At 47.3% G+C, this 23,937-nt stretch carries 21 protein-coding genes; 16 read left to right on the forward strand and 5 right to left on the reverse strand.

Annotation, left to right across the window (positions count from 1 at the left end):
* The first annotated feature begins 101 nt into the window (after positions 1-101).
* The 5 genes from FJQ58_RS23965 to FJQ58_RS23985 are packed head-to-tail and all read left to right on the forward strand — an operon-like array spanning position 102 to position 7,409.
* Positions 102-1,670, forward strand: coding sequence for an extracellular solute-binding protein (locus FJQ58_RS23965; protein WP_140000032.1), 1,569 nt, complete (start codon positions 102-104; stop codon positions 1,668-1,670).
* A 33-nt stretch (positions 1,671-1,703) separates the two neighbouring features.
* A complete protein-coding gene (locus FJQ58_RS23970) occupies positions 1,704-2,660 on the forward strand; it encodes an ABC transporter permease (RefSeq protein ID WP_139997322.1) in 957 nt (318 codons plus the stop codon).
* Between the two features lie 16 nt (positions 2,661-2,676).
* Complete coding sequence (locus tag FJQ58_RS23975) at positions 2,677-3,573, forward strand: carbohydrate ABC transporter permease (protein WP_139997323.1); 897 nt, start codon at positions 2,677-2,679, stop codon at positions 3,571-3,573.
* Positions 3,574-3,610: 37 nt separating this feature from the next.
* The gene (locus FJQ58_RS23980; RefSeq protein ID WP_139997324.1) at positions 3,611-5,632 is read left to right on the forward strand and encodes an alpha-L-arabinofuranosidase C-terminal domain-containing protein; all 2,022 of its coding nucleotides are present in this window, start codon (positions 3,611-3,613) and stop codon (positions 5,630-5,632) included.
* Between the two features lie 10 nt (positions 5,633-5,642).
* Positions 5,643-7,409 (forward strand): glycoside hydrolase family 2 protein, encoded by a 1,767-nt coding sequence (locus tag FJQ58_RS23985; RefSeq protein ID WP_139997325.1) that lies wholly within the window; start codon positions 5,643-5,645, stop codon positions 7,407-7,409.
* 151 nt (positions 7,410-7,560) lie between these two features.
* On the opposite strand, the gene FJQ58_RS23990 is transcribed toward FJQ58_RS23985, so the two are convergent.
* On the reverse strand, positions 7,561-8,406 hold the full coding sequence (locus FJQ58_RS23990) for a helix-turn-helix transcriptional regulator (RefSeq protein ID WP_139997326.1): 846 nt from the start codon (positions 8,404-8,406) through the stop codon (positions 7,561-7,563).
* A 174-nt stretch (positions 8,407-8,580) separates the two neighbouring features.
* Entirely contained in the window at positions 8,581-10,116 is a 1,536-nt protein-coding gene (locus FJQ58_RS23995) for a sulfatase family protein (protein WP_139997327.1), read from the reverse strand.
* A 198-nt stretch (positions 10,117-10,314) separates the two neighbouring features.
* Here FJQ58_RS23995 and FJQ58_RS24000 point away from each other — a divergent pair, with 198 nt between their 5' ends.
* Genes FJQ58_RS24000 through FJQ58_RS24010 form a run of 3 tightly spaced genes read left to right on the forward strand, consistent with a single transcriptional unit; the run spans position 10,315 to position 12,503 of the window.
* The gene (locus tag FJQ58_RS24000) at positions 10,315-10,935 is read left to right on the forward strand and encodes a chromate transporter (protein WP_139997328.1); all 621 of its coding nucleotides are present in this window, start codon (positions 10,315-10,317) and stop codon (positions 10,933-10,935) included.
* A gap of 25 nt (positions 10,936-10,960) precedes the next feature.
* Positions 10,961-11,491: a chromate transporter gene (locus tag FJQ58_RS24005; RefSeq protein ID WP_162341743.1), complete on the forward strand. Its 531-nt coding sequence runs from the start codon at positions 10,961-10,963 to the stop codon at positions 11,489-11,491.
* 37 nt (positions 11,492-11,528) lie between these two features.
* Positions 11,529-12,503 carry a formylglycine-generating enzyme family protein gene (locus tag FJQ58_RS24010; RefSeq protein WP_139997330.1) on the forward strand — a complete coding sequence of 325 codons (975 nt, stop codon included), beginning with the start codon at positions 11,529-11,531 and terminating at the stop codon, positions 12,501-12,503.
* Positions 12,504-12,648: 145 nt separating this feature from the next.
* Here the strand turns inward: FJQ58_RS24010 and FJQ58_RS24015 are convergent, their stop codons facing one another.
* A complete protein-coding gene (locus FJQ58_RS24015) occupies positions 12,649-14,085 on the reverse strand; it encodes a DHA2 family efflux MFS transporter permease subunit (protein WP_140000036.1) in 1,437 nt (478 codons plus the stop codon).
* Between the two features lie 281 nt (positions 14,086-14,366).
* Between FJQ58_RS24015 and FJQ58_RS24020 the strand changes: the two genes are divergently transcribed.
* The 4 genes from FJQ58_RS24020 (at position 14,367) to FJQ58_RS24035 (ending at position 18,446) form a co-directional block, all read left to right on the forward strand.
* Positions 14,367-14,981 (forward strand): TetR/AcrR family transcriptional regulator, encoded by a 615-nt coding sequence (locus FJQ58_RS24020; RefSeq protein ID WP_139997331.1) that lies wholly within the window; start codon positions 14,367-14,369, stop codon positions 14,979-14,981.
* 12 nt (positions 14,982-14,993) lie between these two features.
* Positions 14,994-15,800 (forward strand): AraC family transcriptional regulator, encoded by an 807-nt coding sequence (locus tag FJQ58_RS24025; RefSeq protein ID WP_139997332.1) that lies wholly within the window; start codon positions 14,994-14,996, stop codon positions 15,798-15,800.
* A gap of 78 nt (positions 15,801-15,878) precedes the next feature.
* Positions 15,879-16,850: a proline dehydrogenase family protein gene (locus tag FJQ58_RS24030; RefSeq protein WP_139997333.1), complete on the forward strand. Its 972-nt coding sequence runs from the start codon at positions 15,879-15,881 to the stop codon at positions 16,848-16,850.
* 825 nt (positions 16,851-17,675) lie between these two features.
* Positions 17,676-18,446: an SDR family NAD(P)-dependent oxidoreductase gene (locus FJQ58_RS24035; protein ID WP_139997334.1), complete on the forward strand. Its 771-nt coding sequence runs from the start codon at positions 17,676-17,678 to the stop codon at positions 18,444-18,446.
* A 99-nt stretch (positions 18,447-18,545) separates the two neighbouring features.
* On the opposite strand, the gene FJQ58_RS24040 is transcribed toward FJQ58_RS24035, so the two are convergent.
* Complete coding sequence (locus tag FJQ58_RS24040; protein ID WP_139997335.1) at positions 18,546-19,154, reverse strand: TetR/AcrR family transcriptional regulator; 609 nt, start codon at positions 19,152-19,154, stop codon at positions 18,546-18,548.
* A 137-nt stretch (positions 19,155-19,291) separates the two neighbouring features.
* Entirely contained in the window at positions 19,292-19,594 is a 303-nt protein-coding gene (locus tag FJQ58_RS24045) for a response regulator transcription factor (RefSeq protein ID WP_139997336.1), read from the reverse strand.
* A 421-nt stretch (positions 19,595-20,015) separates the two neighbouring features.
* Between FJQ58_RS24045 and FJQ58_RS24050 the strand changes: the two genes are divergently transcribed.
* From FJQ58_RS24050 to FJQ58_RS24065, 4 genes are all read left to right on the forward strand, one after another.
* Positions 20,016-21,188, forward strand: a complete 1,173-nt coding sequence (locus FJQ58_RS24050; protein ID WP_139997337.1) for a sensor histidine kinase — start codon at positions 20,016-20,018, stop codon at positions 21,186-21,188.
* Entirely contained in the window at positions 21,181-21,867 is a 687-nt protein-coding gene (locus tag FJQ58_RS24055) for a response regulator transcription factor (RefSeq protein WP_162341745.1), read from the forward strand. The genes FJQ58_RS24050 and FJQ58_RS24055 overlap by 8 nt, the downstream gene beginning before the upstream one ends.
* A 144-nt stretch (positions 21,868-22,011) precedes the next feature.
* Positions 22,012-23,043, forward strand: coding sequence for an ATP-binding cassette domain-containing protein (locus tag FJQ58_RS24060; RefSeq protein ID WP_139997339.1), 1,032 nt, complete (start codon positions 22,012-22,014; stop codon positions 23,041-23,043).
* On the forward strand, positions 23,040-23,855 hold the full coding sequence (locus tag FJQ58_RS24065) for an ABC transporter permease (protein ID WP_139997340.1): 816 nt from the start codon (positions 23,040-23,042) through the stop codon (positions 23,853-23,855). Before FJQ58_RS24060 ends, FJQ58_RS24065 begins: the two co-directional genes overlap by 4 nt.
* The last annotated feature ends 82 nt before the right edge of the window (positions 23,856-23,937 follow it).

Here is a 23,937-nt window from a genome sequence, read left to right on the forward strand (position 1 = left end):
TTATTATAACTTCGCAGAAAAACTGGTGAATTATAATGAGTGAACACCGGCGGTAAACGTTTACAAAATACGGTGAATAGAACATTGGGGGTCATAGATTGATGCATAGGCACTGGGGAAGAAACGCGTTAACTACGGTGATCGTTTCCGGTCTGATTCTAGCTGGCTGCAGCAACGATGGAGGCTCGGAGACAAAGGCTTCGCCCATATCTGAAAGCGCTATTAAAGCGGAAGGATTCCCAATCGTAGACGAACCAATCCAGCTCAAGATGTTCACGCGCATCGCACCTGTTAACGGCCCGTTCAAGGACATGCCGGTATTTCAGGATTATGAGAAATTAACGAATATCCAAGTTGAATTTACCGAAGCCCCTACGGATGGTTTTGCGGAGAAAAAAAATCTGCTGTTTGCGTCCAATGAGCTTCCCGACGCTTTGTACCGGTCGGGCCTAACGCCGCTCGAAACGATTCGATATGGTTCGGGCGGCCAACTGATCCCGCTCGAGGGCTTAATCGAGCAATACGCTCCCAATTTGAAAGGCTTGATGGAGCAATATCCGGAAATCCGCTCCGCCATTACGACCCCGGAAGGGCATATTTACGCGATACCCGGTATCGTAACGCTGGGCTCGGCACGCACGGACAAGAGATGGATCAACAAAGCTTGGTTAGAGAAGCTGAACCTTGAAGAGCCAAAGACGACGGATGAGCTTTATCAAGTGCTGCTTGCCTTCCGCGATGGGGACCCAAACGGCAACGGAAAGCACGATGAAGTTCCGATGACTGCGCGTTTAGGGATGCCTATCGTACAAATGATGACCGGATCGTTTGGTCTGGATCTGCAATTGGGCTATAACATTAACATCGAGGACGATAAAGTGCATATCTGGAGCGGCGACGAGCGGTACAAAGAACTTCTGATGTACTTAAACAAGCTGTATAAGGAGAAGCTTCTGGATCAAGAGATATTCTCGCATACCGAAGCCCAATTTCTGGCAAAGCAGGGCACGGGCAATACGGGCATGTTCTTCGACCAAACGAACAACAACTTCATGCCGATCGCTGATCAATATATTGGCACGGCGCCGCCAGTTGGCCCGCATGGTGACCAGATGCAAAGTCCGGCCTCACCGGTTCCGCGGGATTACGGCGCCTTCGCAATCACGTCCGTGAACAAAAATCCGGAAGCGACGATGCGCTGGGTCGACTTTTTCTACAGCGACGAAGGCTCCACCCTGCTGCGCTTTGGAAGAGAGGGCGAGCATTATGAGCTGAAGGACGGCATGCCGTATTACAAAGATGATTTTCTGGCCGTAACCGGCGCACAGGGGAAAATGACACCATATGCAGGCGGCGGAGCGCCTCACTTGATCAGTGACAAAGTAGCTTCTTTCATCAATCCGCCGCAAGTTCAAGAGGCATACGCGAAGCTGGAGCCATACATGCCGAAGATCCGTTATGCTGCTCCGATGTTCGATGAAGAGACCGCTCAGAAGGTTAACATCTTACGCAACGACATAGACAAATATATTGATGAGCAGAGCACGAAGTTTATCGTTGGCGCGCTCAGCTTCGATAAGTGGGACACATTCCAGGATACTTTGAAAAAAATGAAGCTCGATGAGCTGGAGCGGATTTATCAAGAAGCATACGACAAAATGGAGAAATAATACCGATTCAACATCGATAAGGAGTGAATGCTCATGAAGAGCGCGCAAGAAGGTGCAGCCGCTCTGTACCATAGCCAGCCAAAGGGCAGATCAAGCCTGCTGAGGAATATAGCAAAGAGTTATGATCTATACCTCATGCTGCTGCTGCCGATTGCTTGGTATTTGATCTTTCACTACGGTCCGCTGTACGGATTGCAAATCGCATTCAAAAATTTCAATCCGGCAAAGGGGATTCTCGGTAGCCCTTGGGAAGGGTTCGGTCATTTCGAAAGGTTTTTCGACTCGTATTACTTCTGGAGGCTGCTATGGAACACCGTGTCCATCAACTTGTTCTCGCTAATCATCGCATTTCCGATTCCCATTATGCTGGCGCTTCTGGTCAATGAAATTCGGAGCAAATCCTTCAGCAAGTGGCTGCAAAACATTACGTATATTCCCCATTTCATTTCGGTTGTCGTGATCGTAGGTATATTAAATGTATTTCTCTCACCGAATGGGCCGATTAATATGCTGATTGAGGCTTTCGGCGGCACATCGATCCGCTTTCTAGAGACAGCGGGCTGGTTCAAAACGATCTTCATCAGCTCGAATATTTGGCAGAACATGGGCTGGCAATCGATTATCTACATTGCGGCGCTAAGCGGGGTGAATCCGCAGCTATACGAAGCGGCCAAGATGGATGGGGCGTCGAGGCTCAGGCGCATATGGCATGTATCGCTGCCGGGCATAGCATCGGTCGTCGTGATCCTGCTCATTCTGGATGTTGGCCATTTCATGAACGTCGGTTTTGAGAAAATTTTGCTCATGCAAAATAACTTGAATCTGGAATCAAGCGACGTGATCTCTACGTTTGTCTATACGACAGGCATATTAAAGGGAGAATACAGCTACACCGCTGCTATTGGATTATTCAATTCGGTCATCAACCTCATCTTGCTGCTAATGGTGAATCGGTTTGCGCGCAAGACGTCGGAAACGAGCTTATGGTAATGGAGGGAACACAGGCATGTCGAAGCAGATGGCCATAAAGAAAACGTCGGATGAACGGATATTTGATGCTGTTGTGTACGCGATTGCTGCTGTTATTATCATCATTGTGCTGTACCCGCTGCTCTTTATCGTCAGCGCTTCCTTTAGCGATCCGGCCAAAGTGCTGAACGGCGAAGTGTGGCTGCTGCCGAAGGGCGTGTCATTGGACGCGTACACCAACATTTTGCATAACGATAAAATCTGGGTAGGATACCGTAACACCATCATATATACCGTTGTCGGTACGGTTATCAACATCATCATGACGATTCTTGCGGCTTATCCATTGTCTCGCCCAGATCTTCCTGGACGCGGCGCCATTATGGTGTTAATTACGCTTACTATGTTTTTAAGCGGAGGGTTGATCCCTACCTATTTGCTGGTGAAAGAATTGGGAATGGTCAACACCATGTGGGCGCTGATCGTTCCAGGAGCGATTGCCACTTACAATTTGATCGTTATGAGGACGTATTTTCAGTCCAGTATCCCATGGGAGCTGCAGGAGGCTGCCCATATGGACGGCTGCTCCAACTGGAGACTGCTATTCAGCATTATTTTGCCATTATCCAAACCGATATTGGCTGTCATGCTTCTCTTTTATGCGGTAGGTCATTGGAATTCGTTCTTCCCTGCGCTGATCTATATCCGTGACGAAGCGCTGCACCCTCTCCAGCTTGTGCTGCGCGAAATTCTCATGATCAGCCAATCAGCAGCCATCGAGGGTGGCAGCGTCGGGCTGGAAGATCAAATTTTGCTATCGGAGAGCATTAAGTTCGCGGTCATTATCGTCTCGACTTTGCCGGTATTGATTATGTATCCATTCGTGCAGCGGCATTTCGTCAAGGGCGTTATGATCGGATCGATTAAAGGTTAGCGCAGCTACCCTATGACAAATCAGTTGGAGGCTCATTTTGAAAACTAACGCAAAGATTACGATTGATTGCAGCCATGCAAGTCAGCATACGGTTAACCCTTACTTGTTCGGACATTTCGTTGAAGATATTCGGGATCATATGGAAGCGATGCTCGCGTACCCGCTTAAGGATATGGATTTTGAAAGCAAGGCTGGATCGAAGAAGGAAATTTCCGGAAGCTGGTACGCCTATACGAACGGGCGGAACACGAAGTATGCGCTGGAGGCGCCTGCACCGAAGCATTCGGGCCGCACCCAACGTATCCTTCTTCGCAGTGATGATGAGGCCTTTGCGGGAGTTGCACAAAAAATAGCGCTTAAGGGACCAACGGATTTTGTGGTCAAGCTTGTCGCTCGTTCCTCCATCGAGTTAAAGTTTATCATTGTCGAAGCGGTGGATCGCCGCACGGAAGAGCTCCTTGGACAAGTCCGGATCGAGCTCGAAAGTCACAACTGGCGTGAGCATAAGGCGATGCTGTCGATTTCCCGAGCATGCGCTGACGCTGAGCTTCGCGCATACATTCCAGCCGATCACCCAAGGTGGGCCGATCATGTGTCAACAGGCATGCTTTGGATCGACCATTTGTCTATATTGCCGGTGGATTCCATCGCCAGGGTGAAACGTGAAGTTATCGATATGACACGGGAACTGAATGCGGGGATGATGAGGCTCGCCGGTAACTACATCAGCGCCTACCATTGGGAGCATGGTATAGGCCCTGTTCTTGAGCGACCCGTCATGTACAACGAAGCGTGGGGAGGCTGGACCAGCAAATATTTTGGAACGGATGAATTTATTCGGTTTTGCCGGGAGCTACAGGTGGAGCCGCTCATCTGTGTAAACGACGGATCAGGGACACCCGAGGAGGCTGCTCAGTGGATTGAATATTGCAACGGCAGCGTCGATACGCCGATGGGGGCGAAACGTGCAGCGAATGGGAATCCTGAGCCGTACAATGTCCGCTATTGGGAGATTGGCAACGAGGTATGGGGCCAGTGGCAGGTGGGTACTTGCCCCGCGGATCAATTCGCTAAGCGCACGGTTTCATTTGCCCAAGCGATGAAGGCGGCTGATCCCTCAATTCTTCTTCTGGCCTGCGGCCACTTCGAGCAGGAATGGAACAAGACTGTCCTCGACTTGGCTGGCGAGCATTTCGATTATCTTACGTTGCACTTTTATCATGGCTACGGGCCCTTCGGCATGGACCGGAATACGCCTGCGGAGGATCGCTATAAAGCGATTGCTGCATTTCCGGAGTTTACCCGTCACTACATTACAAAAACAACAGAGCAAATTCTTGCGAATGCGAAGCACAGCCATGTGAAGCTGGCGATTACCGAATACAACACGATGTATTATCCAAACACGATTCGCAAAGGCCTGCCGAACGAGCATACTTTAGGCGCGGCCGTAGCCAATGCTGCTAACCTGAATGAAATGATACGCTGCAGCGATATGGTTCATATCGGCAGCTTCTCTGATCTTGTGAACGGCTGGCTCGGCGGCTGCATTCGCGTTGGCGATTATTATGCCGATCAATATTGCGGCAAGGAGCCCGGCTGGAGCGGCTTGCCCCTAACCATATACGGCACGCCAACTTATGAAGTGCTGAAGCTTTACGCGAATCGAGATGTACGGCATCTGGTTCCCGCCACGGCAGCGTGCGGAAGCTTTGCAGTTCCTTCACTTAAGGAGACCCCTTTATCCCTGGACGCGCTGCCTGATCTTGATATTGTCGCAGGCACGAACAGCGATCACACCTCCGTCACTGCATTTATCGTGAATCGCAGCTTGCACGAGGTGAAAGCGACGCTTGACCTTCAACACTTCGAGGCTGCGGAAGAAACGGTTTTATATGAAATTACGGGAGATACCTACGACGATATCAATTCTGTGTTTGAGCCAGAACGGATCATTGGCAAGAAAAAAGTCGTCCCTGCCGAACAATGGCAGCGAGGCTACCCACTGCGCCCAACATCCGTTTATGTACTGGAAATGTTGGCAAAGCATCAGACATAGGAGGCACAGCATGACAACTAAGGCATATAGCAAGGACTATCCCAGACCGCAATTTGTACGCGACCATTGGTTATGCTTAAACGGCGAATGGAGCTTTCGATTCGATGACCGCGGCTTAGGGGAGAAAGAGAAGTGGCACAAGGAATTCGAAGAAACCCACAAAATAAACGTGCCCTTTACGTATGAAACCAAAGCGAGCGGAATCGGAGTCGAACAATTCCATCCGCAAGTATGGTACAGCAAAGCTGTTCATATTTCGAAGGAGGCTGAAGGCAAACGGGTCATCCTGCATTTTCAAGCGGTGGATTATGAAGCTAAAGTGTGGGTAAACGGAACGTTAGCCGGCCAGCATCAGGGAGGCTATGCGGCTTTCTCGTTTGATATTACCCCGTACCTCGCATTCGGAGCAGAAAATCAAGTGACAGTAAAGGTTGTAGATAGCAATAGCTGCTATCAGCCCCGAGGCAAGCAGCGTTGGATCGAAGACAATTTCGAATGCTTCTATGTCCAGACCACCGGGATTTGGCAGACGGTCTGGATGGAATATGTGGAGGAACAGCGGCTTGACGCCGTTAAGATCACGCCTGATTTCGACCGTTCCAGCGTCCGGTTTGATTACGAGGTACAAGGGGTGGAGGAAGGTACTGCAGGAGACCTACGGCTGGAGGCTATCGTTACGTTCAAAGGCAAACCTGTAAAGAAGGTTAGTCTAGCCATTGATCGCCCGTGCCTGAGCGTTGAGGTTGATCTGCTGCATGAGGCGAACGGGCCGTGGAAAAAAAGCTTCTGGTCGCCGCAGCATCCAAACCTATACGACGTGGAATTTGTGCTGTATGCGAAGGATCAGGTCGTGGATAGAGTGTTCTCCTATTTCGGCATGCGGAAGATTTCCATTAAGAATGGAGAGGTGCTGCTGAATAATGTGCCGATCTATCAGCGATTGATTCTGGATCAGGGGTATTGGGCCGACAGCCATCTGACTCCACCAAGCGAGGAAGCTTTAATTGAAGATATCGATTATATTTTAGCGATGGGTTACAACGGTGTGCGCAAGCATATGAAGATCGAAGATGCTCGCTTTCTCTATTGGTGCGACGTGAAAGGGCTGCTTGTGTGGTCGGAGATGGCGGCAACCTTCGAGTATCATGACCGTGCAGTTGAGGCATTCACGAAGGAATGGCTAGAGATAGTCAGGCAGCAATATAATCATCCAAGTATAATTACTTGGGTACCGTTTAACGAATCGTGGGGCGTTCCGTCTATTTTGCGCGATAAGCGGCAGCAGAAGTTTACGGAGGGCATCTATCATCTGACGAAAGCCATTGATCCTTACCGTCCGGTCATAACGAACGATGGCTGGGAACATACGGTGTCTGACATTATAACGCTGCATGATTACGTCGCATCGGGCGATGACTTTCTAAAGCGTTATGCCGATAAGGAAGCGATTTTGAACAATGAAAAGACTTGCAATCAGTGGAAATATGCATTTGCCGAAGGGTATAAATACCGAGGTCAGCCAATCATCATCAGCGAATTTGGAGGCATCGCGTTTAAGTCGGACAAAGGCTGGGGTTATGGCGACCAAGTAGCTTCGGAAGAGGATTTCATTAAGCGATTCAAAGGCATTGTCCAAGCGATCAAGGATGTTGGGTATATTAGCGGTTACTGCTATACGCAGCTTACGGATGTCCAGCAGGAAATCAATGGGCTTCTGACTGAGGACCGCAAGCCGAAAATTCCTTTGGCTACCATTAAATCAATAAATTTAGCCTGATTGGAAAGATTGATCGAAGTCAAGATTATATCGCGCTTCCTTTGCTATAGAGACCGATGAATACTTGCACCAGTTAATCCACTCGCCGAGAAACCCAAGTCTACTTGAAGACAGCGGGTTTCTCTTTTTTTGTAAGCTATACGCAAGGACCTTATGATTTTCGGTAAAAGCTTGGCGACTGCCCGTGGTAGCTTTTAAAGGCATGGGTAAAGGAGTATACGTCTGAATACCCGAGAGACAGGGCAATATGCGAAATCGGCAGAGCCGTTGTCAGCACGATTTGCATAGCGTCTGCCATAATTAGATTCGTTAGGTAACGATGTGGCCGAATACCGGTCTTCTGCTGAAAGACATTTGAAAAATGCGAGCGGTGAATCCCGACATGATCGGCCATATCTGCCACGCTTATACCGTCTTTATAATATAAATGAATGTAGTCGATGCTTGTAGCGACCCAATCATCGGTAGGTGAGGACGCTTTTATCGGTTTAGCCAATTGAATGATCTGATTGAGTATCGAGTAAAATTTTTGCGTCAATGAGAAGTCATCCTGTTTCACGAGCTGCTTCCATTCGGTTGCAAATTGGAAAAAGGATTGCTCAAGCTCTTGGTTGAAAAAATTTTTGATATAGGGATGTTTGAGCGTAAGCCCAAGGCGGCGGGTGACGAGCGGCATTTGTTTACCTTCAGCAGCAACCCAAAACATTTTTAGCGCAGGTTCGGCATGAGGCGTAATGTAATATTCATGAATGCTATGAGGGAATAAGACGAACAGGTCGCCTCGCGTAAGCATAATTTCTTCCTGATTCATGCGCAGTGTAACCTGGCCTGCAAGAACAAAATGCAAGCTATGATAGGCAATAAATCGCGGCCCGATATGGTAATTTGGTTTTGCCTCGTTATAGCCGATACGGATAGGTATCACTCCGTTATGCTTTTCTAATGCATTGGGAGTATGAAACAAATGTTCCGCATATTCATGGGTGAACTCTATCATTCAGACGACCTCTTCCGAAGTTAAAGTTGATGAAAGTTACTATCATTTTAACATCGTCAGCCAGGAGTGAATAGTAAATCGTTAGATGAGAAAAAGGCCTCAAGCCTTCCAATCGGCGCCACGAGCTAAAGGGTACCGGTTTGGTTACTGACTTGAGGCACTGCTTAGAATAGGTTAAGCGTGACAAATTCGGGGCATGGGCATCGATTCTTTACCGAGTTCAGCCCAGGCATATTTTAGCAGAAGCTCTGCTTTTAGACTGGCATAATCAGGGTTATCCCACAAGTTATGAAGCTCGCTTTGGTCCTCTTGCAGGTCGAAAATTTCACCGTACGTCTGGTTATAATAAATCGTAATTTTATATCGTTTATCTACGTACGTTTTCTGATGGATGGTGGTCGCCTCATGCCGGAATTCACAAATCGCATGGTCTCTTGCCTGCTCAGACCTGCCGAGCCATACGTCCTTCTGGTCTACTCCTGTCATGGCGTGAGGAATAGGCAGATTTGAGAACGACAGGAAGGTAGGGGCTAGATCGACTAGGGATTGAAATGACGAAGAGGTCTTGCCAGCCGCAACGTGTCCCGGGTACCTCACGATGAAAGGCAGCTTTATCAAATCCTCATAGTGGAAGCCGCCCTTAGCCTGCAAGCCGTGCTGTCCAAAGAAATGGCCATGATCGGTTGTAAAGACGACTAGCGTATTCTCAGCTAAACCGAGCTGGTCTAATTGATCAAGGATCGTTCCAATATATTTATCCATCATGCTGACCATGCCATAATATACAGCAACCAGCTTTTTCCTGTCCGTTTCCGTCAGCCTGAATTTGCTGCCATACTCATAGTAATGATGGGAGCGGTAACCGTGAATGTCGAAGCCGCTCTCCCGCAAGAACGAGAAGTCTGGCGACTCTTCCTGAGTCATTCGGAAATGCGGCGGATTATGATCGTGTTCGCCCGGAACCACGGAAGGGATGCTTAGCTGGTCAGGGTCATACATCTTGTCCCATGGCTCAGGAACCAGGTATTCAGGGTGAGGGTCAAAAAAGCTGGACCACATAAAAAAGCTGTCGTCCTTCTGTTTATATTGTTCCAATAACAGATTCGTTCGTTCGGCGATCCAGGTGTTGTAGTGGTATTTCTCAGGAATTGGCCATTTGTAAGTTTGGTTAGGATCCATAGTGCCTGTTGGAGGCAAGAAATAATCTCGCCAATTGGTGCACCCTTTATCCTCCAGCCATGCTGCATAGTGCTGCCCGACATGCGCTTCATTGGTATGGTTTCTTGCAAGCTCAACATGAGAGAAGCCGTAAAAAGAATCATGGTGGGTTCTCCAGTAATCCAAATCCTGAAGCAAGGGATACGATTCGAGCGATGGATATTGTTCTGTTGAGCGCAGGGGCTGAAAATGTGCTTTGCCAACCAAAGCGGTTTGGTATCCGGCTTGCTGGAAGTCCTCTCCAATGGTATGCCGGTCCTCGAGCAGCTTTGTTCCTAGCGTCCAGGCGCCGTGCTGGCTGGGATACATGCCGGTAATTATAGATGCGCGGCTCGGTGTACAAGTAGGATTAGGGCAATAAGCGCGGCTGAACGTTGTGCCTTCGCGAACCAGTCGGTCCAGATTTGGAGTGTGAATTTCATGATTAAATGCGCCGATCGTATTCCAATGCTGCTGGTCGCTCGTAATGAGTAGAATATTTGGCTTTTTCATAGAAACAGCTCCTTTCTGCTTCCCATTATAGACAATAAGAATAGGAAGAAGGATGCCACAATGTGTTATCCGTATTTGTTAATTTGTAAGATAGGATGAAATAAATGTTTTTATCAAAATGGCGTTAAGGTGTACTATTAATGGGTGAATTCTGCTTGCTGCGACTGGAAGACAATTAGAGGAAGGTAGTGTTACAAAGTGAATCGTTCTCCATCGAGTTCTCCTCGATTAATTGCTTTATTCTGGAGCTTTCTGAAACTTGCGCCTATTTCATTTGGAGGTGGATACGCCACGTTTCCTGCGCTTGAACGGGAGATTGTTGCGAGCAGGAAATGGATGAACGAAGAGGAGTTGCAAGAAACACTTTCTCTTGCTGCTGCAGCTCCTGGAGGAGTAGCCGTTAATGCCTCATTCTTGATCGGATACCGACTTGGCGGGTTGAAGGGCGCGGCCGCATCCGCATCCGGTGCGATTATACCGACCTGTCTTGTCGTCATCGTACTCTTTCTGCTCTATCACAGGTTTAGTGACAGCCTGAAGGTGAAGGGGGCATTAAGAGGCATTGGCTGGGGAATTGTTGCTATGATCCTTTTTACCGTATTTAGGCTGGGGAAGGCATCCATTCGTGATACCCTTACGTTAGCCATTGCAATGATAAGCCTTATCCTTCTATTTTTGGAGGTACATCCAATTTGGCTTATCACGGGAGGAGCTGCTGTAAGCGTCCTTGCAACACTTGGTGGGGTTAAACGTGCAAAAAGCTTGCAGGCAGGGCAATCCAAGGCGGATGTCGACAATTCTTATATGTATTTCATTTAGGCAATTTCATCTGGGAGGGAAATTCATGGCAGGGTTATTTTGGTTTTTTCTGCAAATGGGCTTCGTTTCGTTTGGCGGGGGATACGCGTTGATCCCATTAATTGAGCGGGAGACGGAACGCCAAGCCTGGATGAGTAATGACATGCTCGTAGACGTGATCGCTGTGGCTGGGATGTCTCCGGGTCCCATTGCCGTTAATTTGGGCATGCTGGTTGGATATCAAACCTACGGGGTGATTGGTGCCATGATTAGTGTGCTGGGCTTACTGCTGCCCTCCATGGTAATGATTGCCGGATTGATTTACTTTATCACCAGGGATCATAAAAACTACTTGAAGCGCTGCATGTATGGCATACAGCCTGTTGTAGCAGCCCTTATCCTTTTTGCTGCTTACCAGCTCTGTGCGGCCCATTTATCCGCCAGCATGCCTATTAAAGAAGTACTGCCGGCCATTCTGATTGTAGCGGTATGCTTCTATATGCTATTTCGTTTACGGTTACATCCGTTTGCAATCCTCTTATTCTCAGGGATTTGTGGAGCGGCATTTTATGCTTAATCGGAAAATCGGACTTGAACGGGAGAGGGGGAGAAGAATGAAACCAATCAAAACCTGCTGTACGGCTGGCAGAGAACAAGTAGAAACTGGAACTATTCAACGATTAGCCGGATTCCCGGCTCAGACGTTACGAACTAAAGCGCGGGGAGCTAGCGAACTGGTCCGGATCGATGGTGGAACTTTTCGAATGGGGACGAGTTCACCGAACGGTTTCGCGGCGGACGGGGAAGGGCCGGACCGCGACGTGCATGTGGATTCCTTCCTCATCTCGCCGTATGCGGTAACGAACAGTGAATTTGGCTCCTTTGTTAAGGAGACAGGGTATGTGACAGAAGCCGAACGGTTCGGTTGGTCCTTTGTCTTCCATTTGCTGGCCTCCGATTATACGCGAGAGCGGGTTAGGCAGGTCCCGCAGCAAGCGCCATGGTGGCTTGCTGTGGACGGGGCCCATTGGGCAAGGCCGGAAGGACCGGATTCAACCGTTGATGAACGGCATGACCATCCTGTTGTTCATATCACTTGGCATGATGCGATGGCATACTGCGCTTGGGCGGGGACACGATTACCGACAGAGGCCGAATGGGAATATGCCGCGAGAGGCGGCCTCGCAGAGAGGACCTATCCTTGGGGGGATTTGCTGAAACCGGAAGGCAAGCATAGGTGCAACATCTGGCAAGGGAAGTTCCCGGTGAAGAACAATGCAAGCGACGGTTATGTAGGCACGGCTCCGGTTCATGCCTATGAGCCTAATGGATACGGATTGTTTAACGTATCGGGAAACGTATGGGAATGGTGCGCAGACTGGTTCAGTCCCGATTACCATCAGCTGACGTCCACGGAAAATCCTTGCTTCACGGAGAGGTCCGACGTTCGAGCTATGCGTGGCGGCTCCTATCTCTGTCACCGTTCGTATTGCAACCGTTACCGCGTTGCAGCCAGAAGCGGCAACACGCCAGACAGTTCTACCGGAAATTGCGGTTTCCGCGTGGCGGCAGACGTTTTGGACGGATAACATGGCAAATGATATGGAAATCACGAGGCAGGATCCTAAGCGGGCGATATTCCAAAAAAGACTACTCTCCTTAGGAATAAAGGCGAGTAGTCTTTTTTTTGTTAAAGGCTTAGACAAGGTTGGAAATAATGGCGATGCGTCGTCGTCAAGCTTCTTTGACCACGGTTAATTTCACACTGGCTTTGCTTTCTTCTACAGAAGGCTGATCCGCACGTTTGATGAAGAAGGAAAGCAGCATCCCGATGACACCAATTCCTACAATAACGAGATAGGCATCGTTAATACCGTGAATGGAAGCGGCAGTTACCATTTGAGCTTGTGTGGTTCCTTCAGCCCCGCCTGACGTCATCAAATCTTTCATATGAGTTGTCGTACGGCTCGTCATAATAGTGACGAGCAGCGAGGTGCCTACAGCCCCTGCAACTTGCTTGATGGTATTGGAGATAGCTGTGCCATGCGCGTTAAGTCTAGCCGGCAGCTGATTCAAACCAGCTGTAGTGATTGGCATGAGGAGCATGGCCATACCGAAGCGACGGCCTGTAGACATGAGAACCAGGTAGGCATAGCTGGTTGTGTCTGTTAAGTTAATAAAGCCTAAAGTCGTGATGATCGTAATTGCCATACCAATGACGGACAGCCATTTGGCTCCGAACTTATCGAACAGCTTTCCTGTGATTGGCATCATAATCCCCATAAGCAATGAGCCTGGGAACATCAATAATCCGGATTCCAGCGCGGTAAAGCCGCGGGCGTTTTGCAAATAGAGCGGAAGCAGCATCATATCCGCGTACATGACCATGGTCACTGCGATATTAATGACAGTGGTAAGAGAGAACATGCTGTATTTGAAAGCACGGAGATCCAGAAGTGGACTATCCAATTTCAGCTGCCTCCAAGTAAATAGAACAAGCGAAAGGATACCCACAGATATAAACGTAATAACCTCAGCGCTTGACCAGCCTAAGCTGCCTGCTCGGCTAAAGCCGTACATCACGGCTCCGAATCCGACAGTGGAGAGGATAACGCTCAAAATATCAATTTTCGCATGAATTCTCTCCGACACATTCCTTAGATAAATAAACCCGCAAATGATTACAATAACGACTAACGGAATCATGCCGTAAAACATCGTTTCCCATTTGTAATTCTCCAGTATATAACCGGCAAGCGTTGGTCCTATGGCTGGGGCGAATATAATTGCGAACCCAACCATGCCCATCGCGGCTCCCCGCTTATTGGGAGGAAAGAGCGTTAATATAACGGTCATAAGCAGTGGCATAATGATGCCGGCGCCGGCTGCCTGAATCAAACGACCGGTTAACAAGACAGGAAAGCTTGACGCGAGCGCGGATACAATCGTACCTGCCAAGAAAATAAACATGGACGTTTGAAATAGCTCACGCGTGGTAAATCGCTGCATCAAATAGGCTGTTATTGGAATCAAGACACCATTTACCAACATATAACCTGTGGTCAACCACTGAGCCGTTGCAGCCGAAATGTTAAAATCGACCATTAATTCCGGTGTAGCAACGCTCATGACGGTTTGATTCAGCGTCGCAAGAAAGGCACCCAAGATCATAATGAACAAGATCGGTCCCTTTTTTATCGAACTGCTGTTTTCTGCTAAACTTTTACTCACCCTACTCCATCCTTTCAATTCTTCTCTGTGTACTTAATTTACACTGTGTTATATAATGAACAATGTATAAATTAGATTATAGGCAGAATTGATCGGTTTACAAGCGACATTATTTGCGAATAGTGTAAAGTACTTTACAACTAAAGTATTATTGTTGTTTAACTTGAAGATGTTCTACGATATTGTAAAAAGTGTAGTCTGGAGTTTGAAAGGAGACGGATATGGAGAATGGAACGACTCGAACAGATCCACGGATCGTGCGTACGCGACAATTGCTTAGAGACGCTTTTATTGAACTGCTGCAGGAAATCGATATCGAGAAAATTTCGGTAAATCGCCTGGCAGAACGGGCGACCATCAACCGTGTTACTTTTTATCTGCATTATCGGGATATTCCGGATATGCTGGAGAAGATGGCAGATGATATGATTGAGGACATTCAGCAGGTGTTGGACAACACCCCGCGTCATCTGAATCCGGATTCGAAAGAAGAAGAAGCATGGCCGATGCTCGTGAATTTGCTTGAGCATCTTTCCAAGCATGCGAAGTTTTACAAAGTTATCCTCGCGACGCATCGAACGACGATCTTTTCTGACCGGCTGTTAAAGCTGCTTACGGGACTTGTTACCGAACGAATAGAAAGAAGAGATATCGAATTACACCGTTCAACTTTAAATATTCAGAAGGACATTGCCATTTGGTATGGTTCTTCGGCATTGATCGGTACGATCATTGCATGGCTTCGCAATGATATGCCCTATACGCCGCTATTTCTCGCCAAACAATTTGTATTGCTTCGGTCAACATCAGCCAAAACGATAAATCTCAATAAGTAGGAGGGCTTTAGCATGCAGGCAGTGGCCTTTCACCGCGATCATAGATTGCCTTTCTTGGAAGCCAAGCAATGCAAAAGAAGTGATCTTGCTTATCATAAGCATTTTCACGCGGAATATTCGATTGGATTGATTGATAAAGGCGCAACGGATGCTTGGTGCGATGGAAAGCTGCTTCAGGTGGAAGAGGGCAAACTGATCAGTTTTCCACCCTCCATGCTGCATGCTTGTCAGCCTCAAGACGATACGTCCTGGGAATATAAGATGCTGTATATTAAGCCTGAATGGTTTCAAGACCTTAAGCGGCGAGAGATCGACCAGCTGTATATCCCATATTTATTGGAAGAGGGTAAAAATAAAATATGCCGTTTGCAATTCAACCGTACGATGGGGGCGATTGCCAGTAAAGGCACGCCGCTTGAGATTGAAACGGCTTTAATCGATCTAGTACTAACCCTTGTTAGCCAGAATAGCTCCGATCTTGAGCATGAAGCTTCAAGTCAGCAGGATCAGAAGTATGTCAAAGGCATCAAAGAATATTTGCATGAGCATTTTGCCGAGCAAGTTACGTTAGAGAGTTTGGAGCTCGAAACAGGCATCAGCAGGTTTCATCTCGTTAGGCTATTTAAGAAACGGAACCATCTTCCTCCACATGCTTATCAAGTTCTGCTAAGAATCAATCATGCTAAGACAGAACTGGCGAAGCACAGACCCATTGCCGATATTGCGGCAGAGGCAGGCTTTTATGACCAAAGCCACTTTGCGAAGGCCTTCTTTAAAATAGTCGGGACGACCCCGCAAAAATATGCGTTATCGATTTGAAATTGAGCAATATTTTACAATACCGATTCCTCTCCTCCTTGTAAACTAGGCTTACTTGAAAGAAGGAGAGATTAAGTTATGCATCTGGAATCTGATTTGGAAACACAATTTACTGCTGCACTTAAATCCATCGCTCGCCGTAACGATTTGAAGTCCTATGTGGAGAACACACCGCAGCTAAAGGGGATGCTTCAGCTAGCGGCAGCGCGGTATGTGGCAGGTGAAGTGCGCCAGGATGGACTTGAAGCAGCACGGAAGCTTGCTGCTAAAGGTTACGCGACATCCCTTGAGTATATTGGGGAAAATACAACCGATGGATCTGAATGTGAGGCTGCAGCTGAGGAACTGCTCGGTTTGATCCAGGAAGTTGGCCAGAACGGGGCGACGGGACGAGTATCCTTCGATTTGTCGCATATCGGACTTCTGCTGGATACCGAGCTTGCTTACTCCCATCTAATGAAGCTTGCTGAGCAAGCACAGAAGGTTGATGTTGAGCTATTCATTAGTATGGAAGAGTCCGCCAAGACGGAGCGCATACTCTCTGCCTACAAACGAGCGGCTTCCGTCTATTCGAATATAGGCATCACCTTACAAGCACAGCTAAAAAGAACACCGGAGGATTTGGCTGCGCTACATGGCACGCCGAGTCGAATCCGTTTGGTTAAAGGGGCTTATCAGGAACTCGATGACTGTATGATACCTCGTTCTGCCGAGCTGAATCGCCGATATGTACAGCTTGTTGAAAGCACCATTCATCAAGGGCACCGCGTTTCGATCGCCACTCACGATGAGTTTATTCTAGATGAGCTTCTTGATCAGAAAGGGTTGTTGAACTCAGTAGCGGAATTCGAAATGCTGTACGGCATTCGCCCGGACCTTAGCAGCAGGCTGAAGGCGGCCGGGTATCCGGTACGAATTTATCTGACCTATGGGCATGAATGGTATTTATATTTATGTCATCGCATTGCGGAGTACCCTCCAAATCTGTTGCAAGCGGTAATCGACATTGTGAGTGATGTGGGAGTAGAGTCTGTTCAAGCTTATATTTGATTTTCTGCTATATAGTACGAACGTGAATTATTGCCGACCTGCTAAAACCTTAGCTAAAAACCTCTCTCGATTGGAATTAGCGGGAATTTGTCCCGTTATTTTAATGGATTTCGAGATTTCAGGGTAATTAGTGGGAATTTCTCCCGTTAATTCTAGCGTTTATGGAGAAAATAACGTCAATCGGGTGAATAAACAGGAGAAATTCCCTTTATTTCACTTGAAAAGCAAATAACGAGAGTTAAATGGGAGAAATTCCAGCTATTCAAGCTGAAGAGGAGTGAAGATTAAGCGAAGCGAGAAGATCGTTTTGGAGACGCGGAGTGTTCGACTTGCAGCCGAATTCGTACCTTTACATACCTAAGTCATTCTAAGAATCTGCTATAACCGCAACCCTAAAGAATGATTTACTCACGCAGCGGCCCAAAACGTGGAATTTCAGTTTCACATCTATAATTCATCCATTCGATAATCTCCATCCTCTAAAATGGATGATAGCAATCGAGTTTGCGATCAACTTCAGCTTGTTATATAGAGAGGTCATTTGTTTAACTGTGCCCAAAACAACAAGTACACCTTGATATGTTCATTATGACGCTTTGGAAATAGGTTAACATACGAAGCATCCTCTTTTTGTTGCTTAACGTACAAAAGCGCTTTCATTTGCTGATTGAGAATGTTTTTGGTGTTGCTCTATACTATAGAGGCATAAACGGACCGGCTTGTCACAGGTGGTTGATGGTAGACGAACCGATAACCGATTACGGCTAATCTATATGGATTAATGAGCGCATAAACAGATATCGTCAATCAGAAAGGATGAATGAAATGGGTAGATTGTCAGGTAAAGTGGCTATTATTACAGGGGCAGCTAGCGGTATGGGACTTGCTGGAGCGCAGTTATTTGCCAAAGAAGGTGCAAAGGTCGTTGCAACGGATGTTGTGAAAGAAGCGCTGCAAGAGCGGGTGAATGCCATTGTTGCTGATGGAGGAGACGCGATAGCTTTGAAGCTCGACGTATCCAGCCCCGAATCGTGGACAGCGGTGATAGAAGCAACGATTGCGAAATACGGGAAAATCGATATTCTCATCAATAATGCAGGGATTCACATTGCCAAAGGCGTGCTGGAAGCCGAGCTAGCGGATTGGGAAAAGGTCATGTCGATTAACAGCACGGGCGTATGGCTGGGCATGAAGTCCGTTATTCCCTATATGCAGCAAAATGGTCAGGGCTCGATTGTGAATACTTCATCTATAGCAGCAATCATCGGCGGTATCGCAGATGCTCAGGGCGCCGCTTATAGCGCATCCAAAGGATCTGTCCGTTCGCTTACTAAACATACGGCGCAGTGGTTCGCCAAAGACAACATTCGCGTCAACTCGGTCCATCCGGGTGCGGTGTTCACGGGAATGGTAGAGAAAGCGGGAATCAAATCCCAGGTTGAAATGGGCGAGCATTACAAGAATTTGGCTCCTCTTCCTCCTCACGCCGGCGAATCGATCGATATTGCGTATGCATACTTGTTCCTAGCTTCGGATGAATCCAAGTTTATCACAGGCATCGAGCTGCCTGTTGACGGCGGCTGGATCAGCAACTAAATAACCTAATCCCATGAGAAAGGGTCTGGCGCATGCCAGGCTCTTTCTTCTTGTGCGTTTGCAGGAGAAGTCTGATTTAAGATGGATGTTGTTTGGGGGTTATCCTGAGTTTAGATTTGAATGATACATTTCATTGGAGCGGTTCATGCGCGTTAGTTCGAGCAATTGCTCCGCCATATAAGTAGAGCTATATTTAAATTTGCCCTGCACCCATTCTGTAATCAGACCGAGAACCGCATTAGCCTGGTAGCAGGCAAGCAGTTCCTTGTCGATCATGGGATTAGGAGAGGTGTTTGTTACATCGTCCAAATACAAGCTTTTCAGTGTTTGATATACCGTATTTCGGAAATCCTGTAGTATATTCGTGCTTACTAATAAGGTATAGACGGTGGCGTAAGCATGTACATGGTCAAAAATTTTGATGGCAGACGCGCTCAGGCTCTGGATATCGAAATCCTGATGCTGCAGATAAGGATACCGGTAGGCTTGAATCAGATCCGTTAATACGTCAGCTAATAGATCCTCAAGCAGTTCTTCCTTGTAAGTATAGTGTTTATAAAAGGTACCGCGATTCAAATCAGCTGATTTCACGATATCCGTGATCGAAATATCAGAAAATGGTTTGCGCGGCATCCACTCGAGCAAAGCCTGCTTTAGGGCTGTTCTCGATTTATAGACTCTGCGATCGACAGAGAGTGATTTTAGCATGGATATCCTCCTTTATTTTTGAAGTAGGATGAAGGTGCAGAGGAGACATAAAGAAATCATCAGCAACTCTGTCCTTATTATACTACGTGAAGAATAGGGAGGATACCACGCTAAGGGTGGGTGATCGAAAAGGTAAGCTATCGGGATGATTTTTCGTGTGAGGAAAGTACATGATAAAGCAGCAGGGAAAACAATTTCCGCATCGACCGAATGCCAATTTTGTTCATGATATTGGCCAGATGGTTTTTGACCGTTTTTTCACTGATCACACATTTCTCGGAAATTTCCCGATTAGACAAGCCATGTACAACAGATAGGATGAGAATTTCAGTCTCGCGCTGCGTAAGGCGATAAAGGGTGGAAAATCCTTGCAGGGCAGGGTCCAATCTTGGAATTAGAAAATCATGCAATGCTTCAGTGTCTATGCCCTTATGATTCATGAATTGCCTACTATGGGATGTTTTTTTGTCTTCATATGAGAGCTTCACCTACTCATGCTTACTATCAAGGAGTAATCGAATGGAGAAAAATATACTTGAAATTAAGAGGAAACAGCCTAATACGTTCCATAAGATCAATAACATTTTTACAAGTCTCCCTTGAAGTTTTATTTCATCTGCAGAAATTAATTCTTTTGATACCTAAGACACAAGGGGTGGTTTGATTAGGGTGGTTCGAAATACTTAGATTATCCGATATTCTTTATTATAAATAACGAAAATGGCTTATTCTAGATGAAGAAGCGCACTTGAAATCAGGCTCTTTCGTCATTTTTCGACTTTTTAGCCTTGTTCGTATGACTAAAGTCATGTTTATGGTAAAATACGGTGTAAATCTATCATTCCGTGCGAGGGCATAACTATGGATGTACAATTAAATAATAAAATGACTCATCTCTTATATGTTATTGTCATCGGTGCGACGGTCTGCCTAATGTTCCATGCAGCTAAGCTATCAGCGTGGCTTGTCTTGTTGTTATTCGGATATGTATCAGTTGTCTTCATTCGGGATTACATCATGAAGGTCAATCTGGAGGGAATGGCCGGGCTCCTTTTTTTATCTTTTCAATTAGCATTGGCGACTGTCCTATCGATCGGATCAGAAAGCTTTTTTGCCCAAATCTACATTTTGGTGCTTGTTGGAGAATTTAGTTTTCATCGCAGCAGAATCCATTCGATTATCTTTACGATGATGAGCTATATTAGTTGTGTACTGGGCCTTTATATTTATCGTCAGTTCCCGCCCTTTAATGAGATCGTTTATATTTTGCCTCGGATCATCGAGTACTTTGCCATTTTTGGGGTAAGCCAACTCGCGAAAATTGCTTTTCAGCAAAAAAATCAGTTAGCTAGAGACAATGAGCAGTTGCGAATCGCCTCCATCGCGTTAGAAAAGAAAACACAATTACAAGAACGGACTAGAATCTCCCGAGAAATTCATGATTCGGTTGGCCATACGCTAACCTCAGCATTAACCGGCCTGCAAACAGCGGCGCATGCCATCGAGAAAAATCATTATTCCATTGCGAAAGAGATGATCGAACGAACGAAAGAATATATTATGAGCGGATTGGACGATGTTCGAAGCTCGGTGCATTTATTGCATGAAAATAGTTTGGATGAGCCGTTTATCCCCGAGCTTATCAAGTTGATCAACGATACTATGAAGCAGACAAGAGTGGAAATCGCTTGCGAAATAGACCCCAATTTGCCTGATCTGCTGCCCATGATCGAGTTGACGATTTACCGGGCTTTACAAGAGGGACTGACTAATGGCATACGTCACGGCTCCAGCACCTATTTTCACTTTCTGTTGACTTATCGAGAGGAGTGCATCAGATTTAGTTTATCCAATAATGGCAAACCTCCAGCTGCATTTGTTCCGGGATTTGGTTTGAAGGCTATGAGTGAACGAGTAAAGGAAATTGGCGGAGAGTTAGCGATTTTGAACAAGGGCTCTTCCGAAGGTGTAACGCTGGACATTAGCATACCTTTTCAGCTGGAAAAGACAGAACGGAGTGAGCAAATTGTCTAAAAGAACCATTTTAATTGCCGATGATCAGCCTTTGATTCGAGACGGTTTGGCCGCCATTTTGAATATGGAGGACGAATATACGGTCGTGGCTACCACGGGAGACGGATTGGCAACGATTGCGCAAGTGCGATTGCACCAGCCAGAGCTTGTTTTGATGGACATCCATATGCCGAAGCTTGATGGCTTGGAAGCAACCAAACGCATCAAATCGGAATTTCCGGATATCAAAGTGCTGATTCTGACAACCTTCGAGGATGAAGAGTACATATGGGATGCGATCCGTCACGGAGCTAGCGGTTTTTTGGTCAAGGGGGTAGAGACGAAGACACTTTTCTCCACGGTTCAGGACTGTTTAGAGGGGAGAATTAATTATCCCAATCGCATTCAGTCCCGTCTTGTTCAAGCTCTTCATTCCTCAGAGCAGTATGAACAACGATCATCCCACGTAACATTCGAACAAGGCTCGGAGCAACGGACGGACGACAAGCTGGATAGCTTGTCCATACAGGAACGAAACATTGTTAGCAAACTGAAACAAGGAAAGTCTAATCAAGCGATCGCCTCTGAATTGTTCTTAACGACCGGTACCGTAAAAAATTATTTAAGCACGATTTACAAAAAATTGAACGTTTCTAGCAGAACCGAAGCTATCGCATATCTTCATGATGCTATTCCCTAATCCTTTCAATGAATCATGGACAGGTGACAAGCCTATCCTTTTATTGTAAAGGATTTTTTTTGCGCGATTTCGCCGCCCTCGTTTATATTCCGTTTAAAAACGCGAGTTAGGATGACTACATCATCTGATAATGGAGGAATTGCAATGGATCTGGTTTACAAGAAGAGAAAAGAGCCGAACAATGGCGATTTGGCAGTTGAAGCGAGCGGGCTCGTCAAAACGTTCGGTCATTTTAAAGCGGTAGACGGTGTGGATTTGAACGTGCGGGCCGGTACGATTTACGGGGTGCTTGGACCAAATGGAGCGGGCAAGACTACAACGATCAGAATGCTGGCGACCTTACTGCGAGCGGATGCAGGCTCAGCACGGATTTTTGGGCATGATGTGGTGAAGGAGTCGCAAATCGTACGTCAATTAATTGGAGTAACTGGACAGTATGCCTCGGTAGACGAATCGCTTAGCGCTACAGAAAATCTGATTATTTTCTCAAGACTGCTGGGACTGGGACGTGCAGAAGCTCGGCGAAAGGCTGGAGAGCTGCTTGAGGAATTCGGTTTGACGGAGGCAGCGAAGCGGCCGCTCAAAAACTTCTCCGGCGGCATGCGCCGCAGGCTGGATCTGGCGGCGAGCCTGATTGCGCAGCCACCGCTGCTTTTCCTGGATGAACCGACAACGGGGCTGGACCCGCGAACGCGTGCACAAATGTGGGATACGATTCGCCGGCTTGTAAAAACGGGATCGACCGTGCTGCTAACGACGCAGTACCTCGAAGAAGCAGATCAATTGGCAGACCGGATCGCAGTCATCGATCATGGACGGGTCGTGGCTGAAGGCACGCTGGATGAGCTGAAAGCTTCTGTGGGCACCTCTTCGTTGCAATTAAAAGTGACCCGTGAAGAGGATTTCGTTATCGCCCGTAGGACGGTGGAGCAGGTGCTTGGCATTCAGTTAATGGTGTCGCATGATGCAGGGAAGATAACTGCGCCGCTTGTCAATGTCGACCGGGTCACGGATGTGCTTAACGCACTTCGCGAAGCGGGGGTCCACTTAGCCGAGATGAGTGTGCAGAAGCCGACTCTTGATGAGGTGTTTCTTACGATTACAGGCCATGGCGTTACGGAAGATTCGGCAGTGGCTTCCACTGAAACGAAGAAAGCGGAGGTGGCAGGAGTATGAGCACAACTTCAATGAAATCAGGCGCCGCTCGCGAGCTGAAAAACCATACGAGCTTGGGTCAGACGATACGGAATTCACTAACTATGGCCTATCGAGGTTTACTGAAAATACGCCGGACGCCGGAGCAGCTATTTGACGTCACGCTTCAGCCGATTATTTTCACATTGATGTTTACGTACATCTTCGGCGGAGCGATCTCCGGCGATGTGGCTAGTTATTTGCCCGTTATTATTCCGGGGATCCTCGTGCAGACGGTCATTACCACTTCGATTGTCACTGGGGTACAGCTGCGTGAAGATATGGATAAAGGCGTATTTGACCGCTTCAAGTCACTGCCTATCGCGCGTATTGCTCCGCTCGCGGGAGCTTTGCTTGCCGATACCGTTCGGTATACGATAGCGACGGCTCTGACATTTACGATGGGTTATATCATGGGTTACCGGCCCGAGGGCGGCCTGGAGCATGTCGCTCTTGCAGGCATCTTAGTCATTGTATGCGCTTGGGCGATTAGTTGGATCTTTGCTTTCTTTGGTGTAATTGCACGCACGGCTTCAAGCGTTCAGGGCATATCGATGCTCGTGCTTTTCCCGCTAACATTTCTCTCCAACGCGTTCGTGCCAGTGGACACGATGCCTAAATGGCTGCAATGGTTTGTTGACATTAATCCCGTCTCGCATCTTGTAACGGCGGTTCGCGATCTTGCTAACGCAGGTACAGTAGGGTGGGATCTTGGCATCTCGCTGATCGGTGCGGCGGTCATTGTGGCGATCTTTGCACCCATCACGGTACGCGCTTATATGCGCCGGACGTAGCATTGCTATTAACAGACGAACGTTTATATTCAGAAAAAAAGCTGATCTACGGAGTGAAATCCGGAGATCAGCTTTTTTGAAT

It is taken from the genome of Paenibacillus paridis, assembly GCF_006345825.1.
GTDB classification, from domain to species: domain Bacteria; phylum Bacillota; class Bacilli; order Paenibacillales; family Paenibacillaceae; genus Pristimantibacillus; species Pristimantibacillus paridis.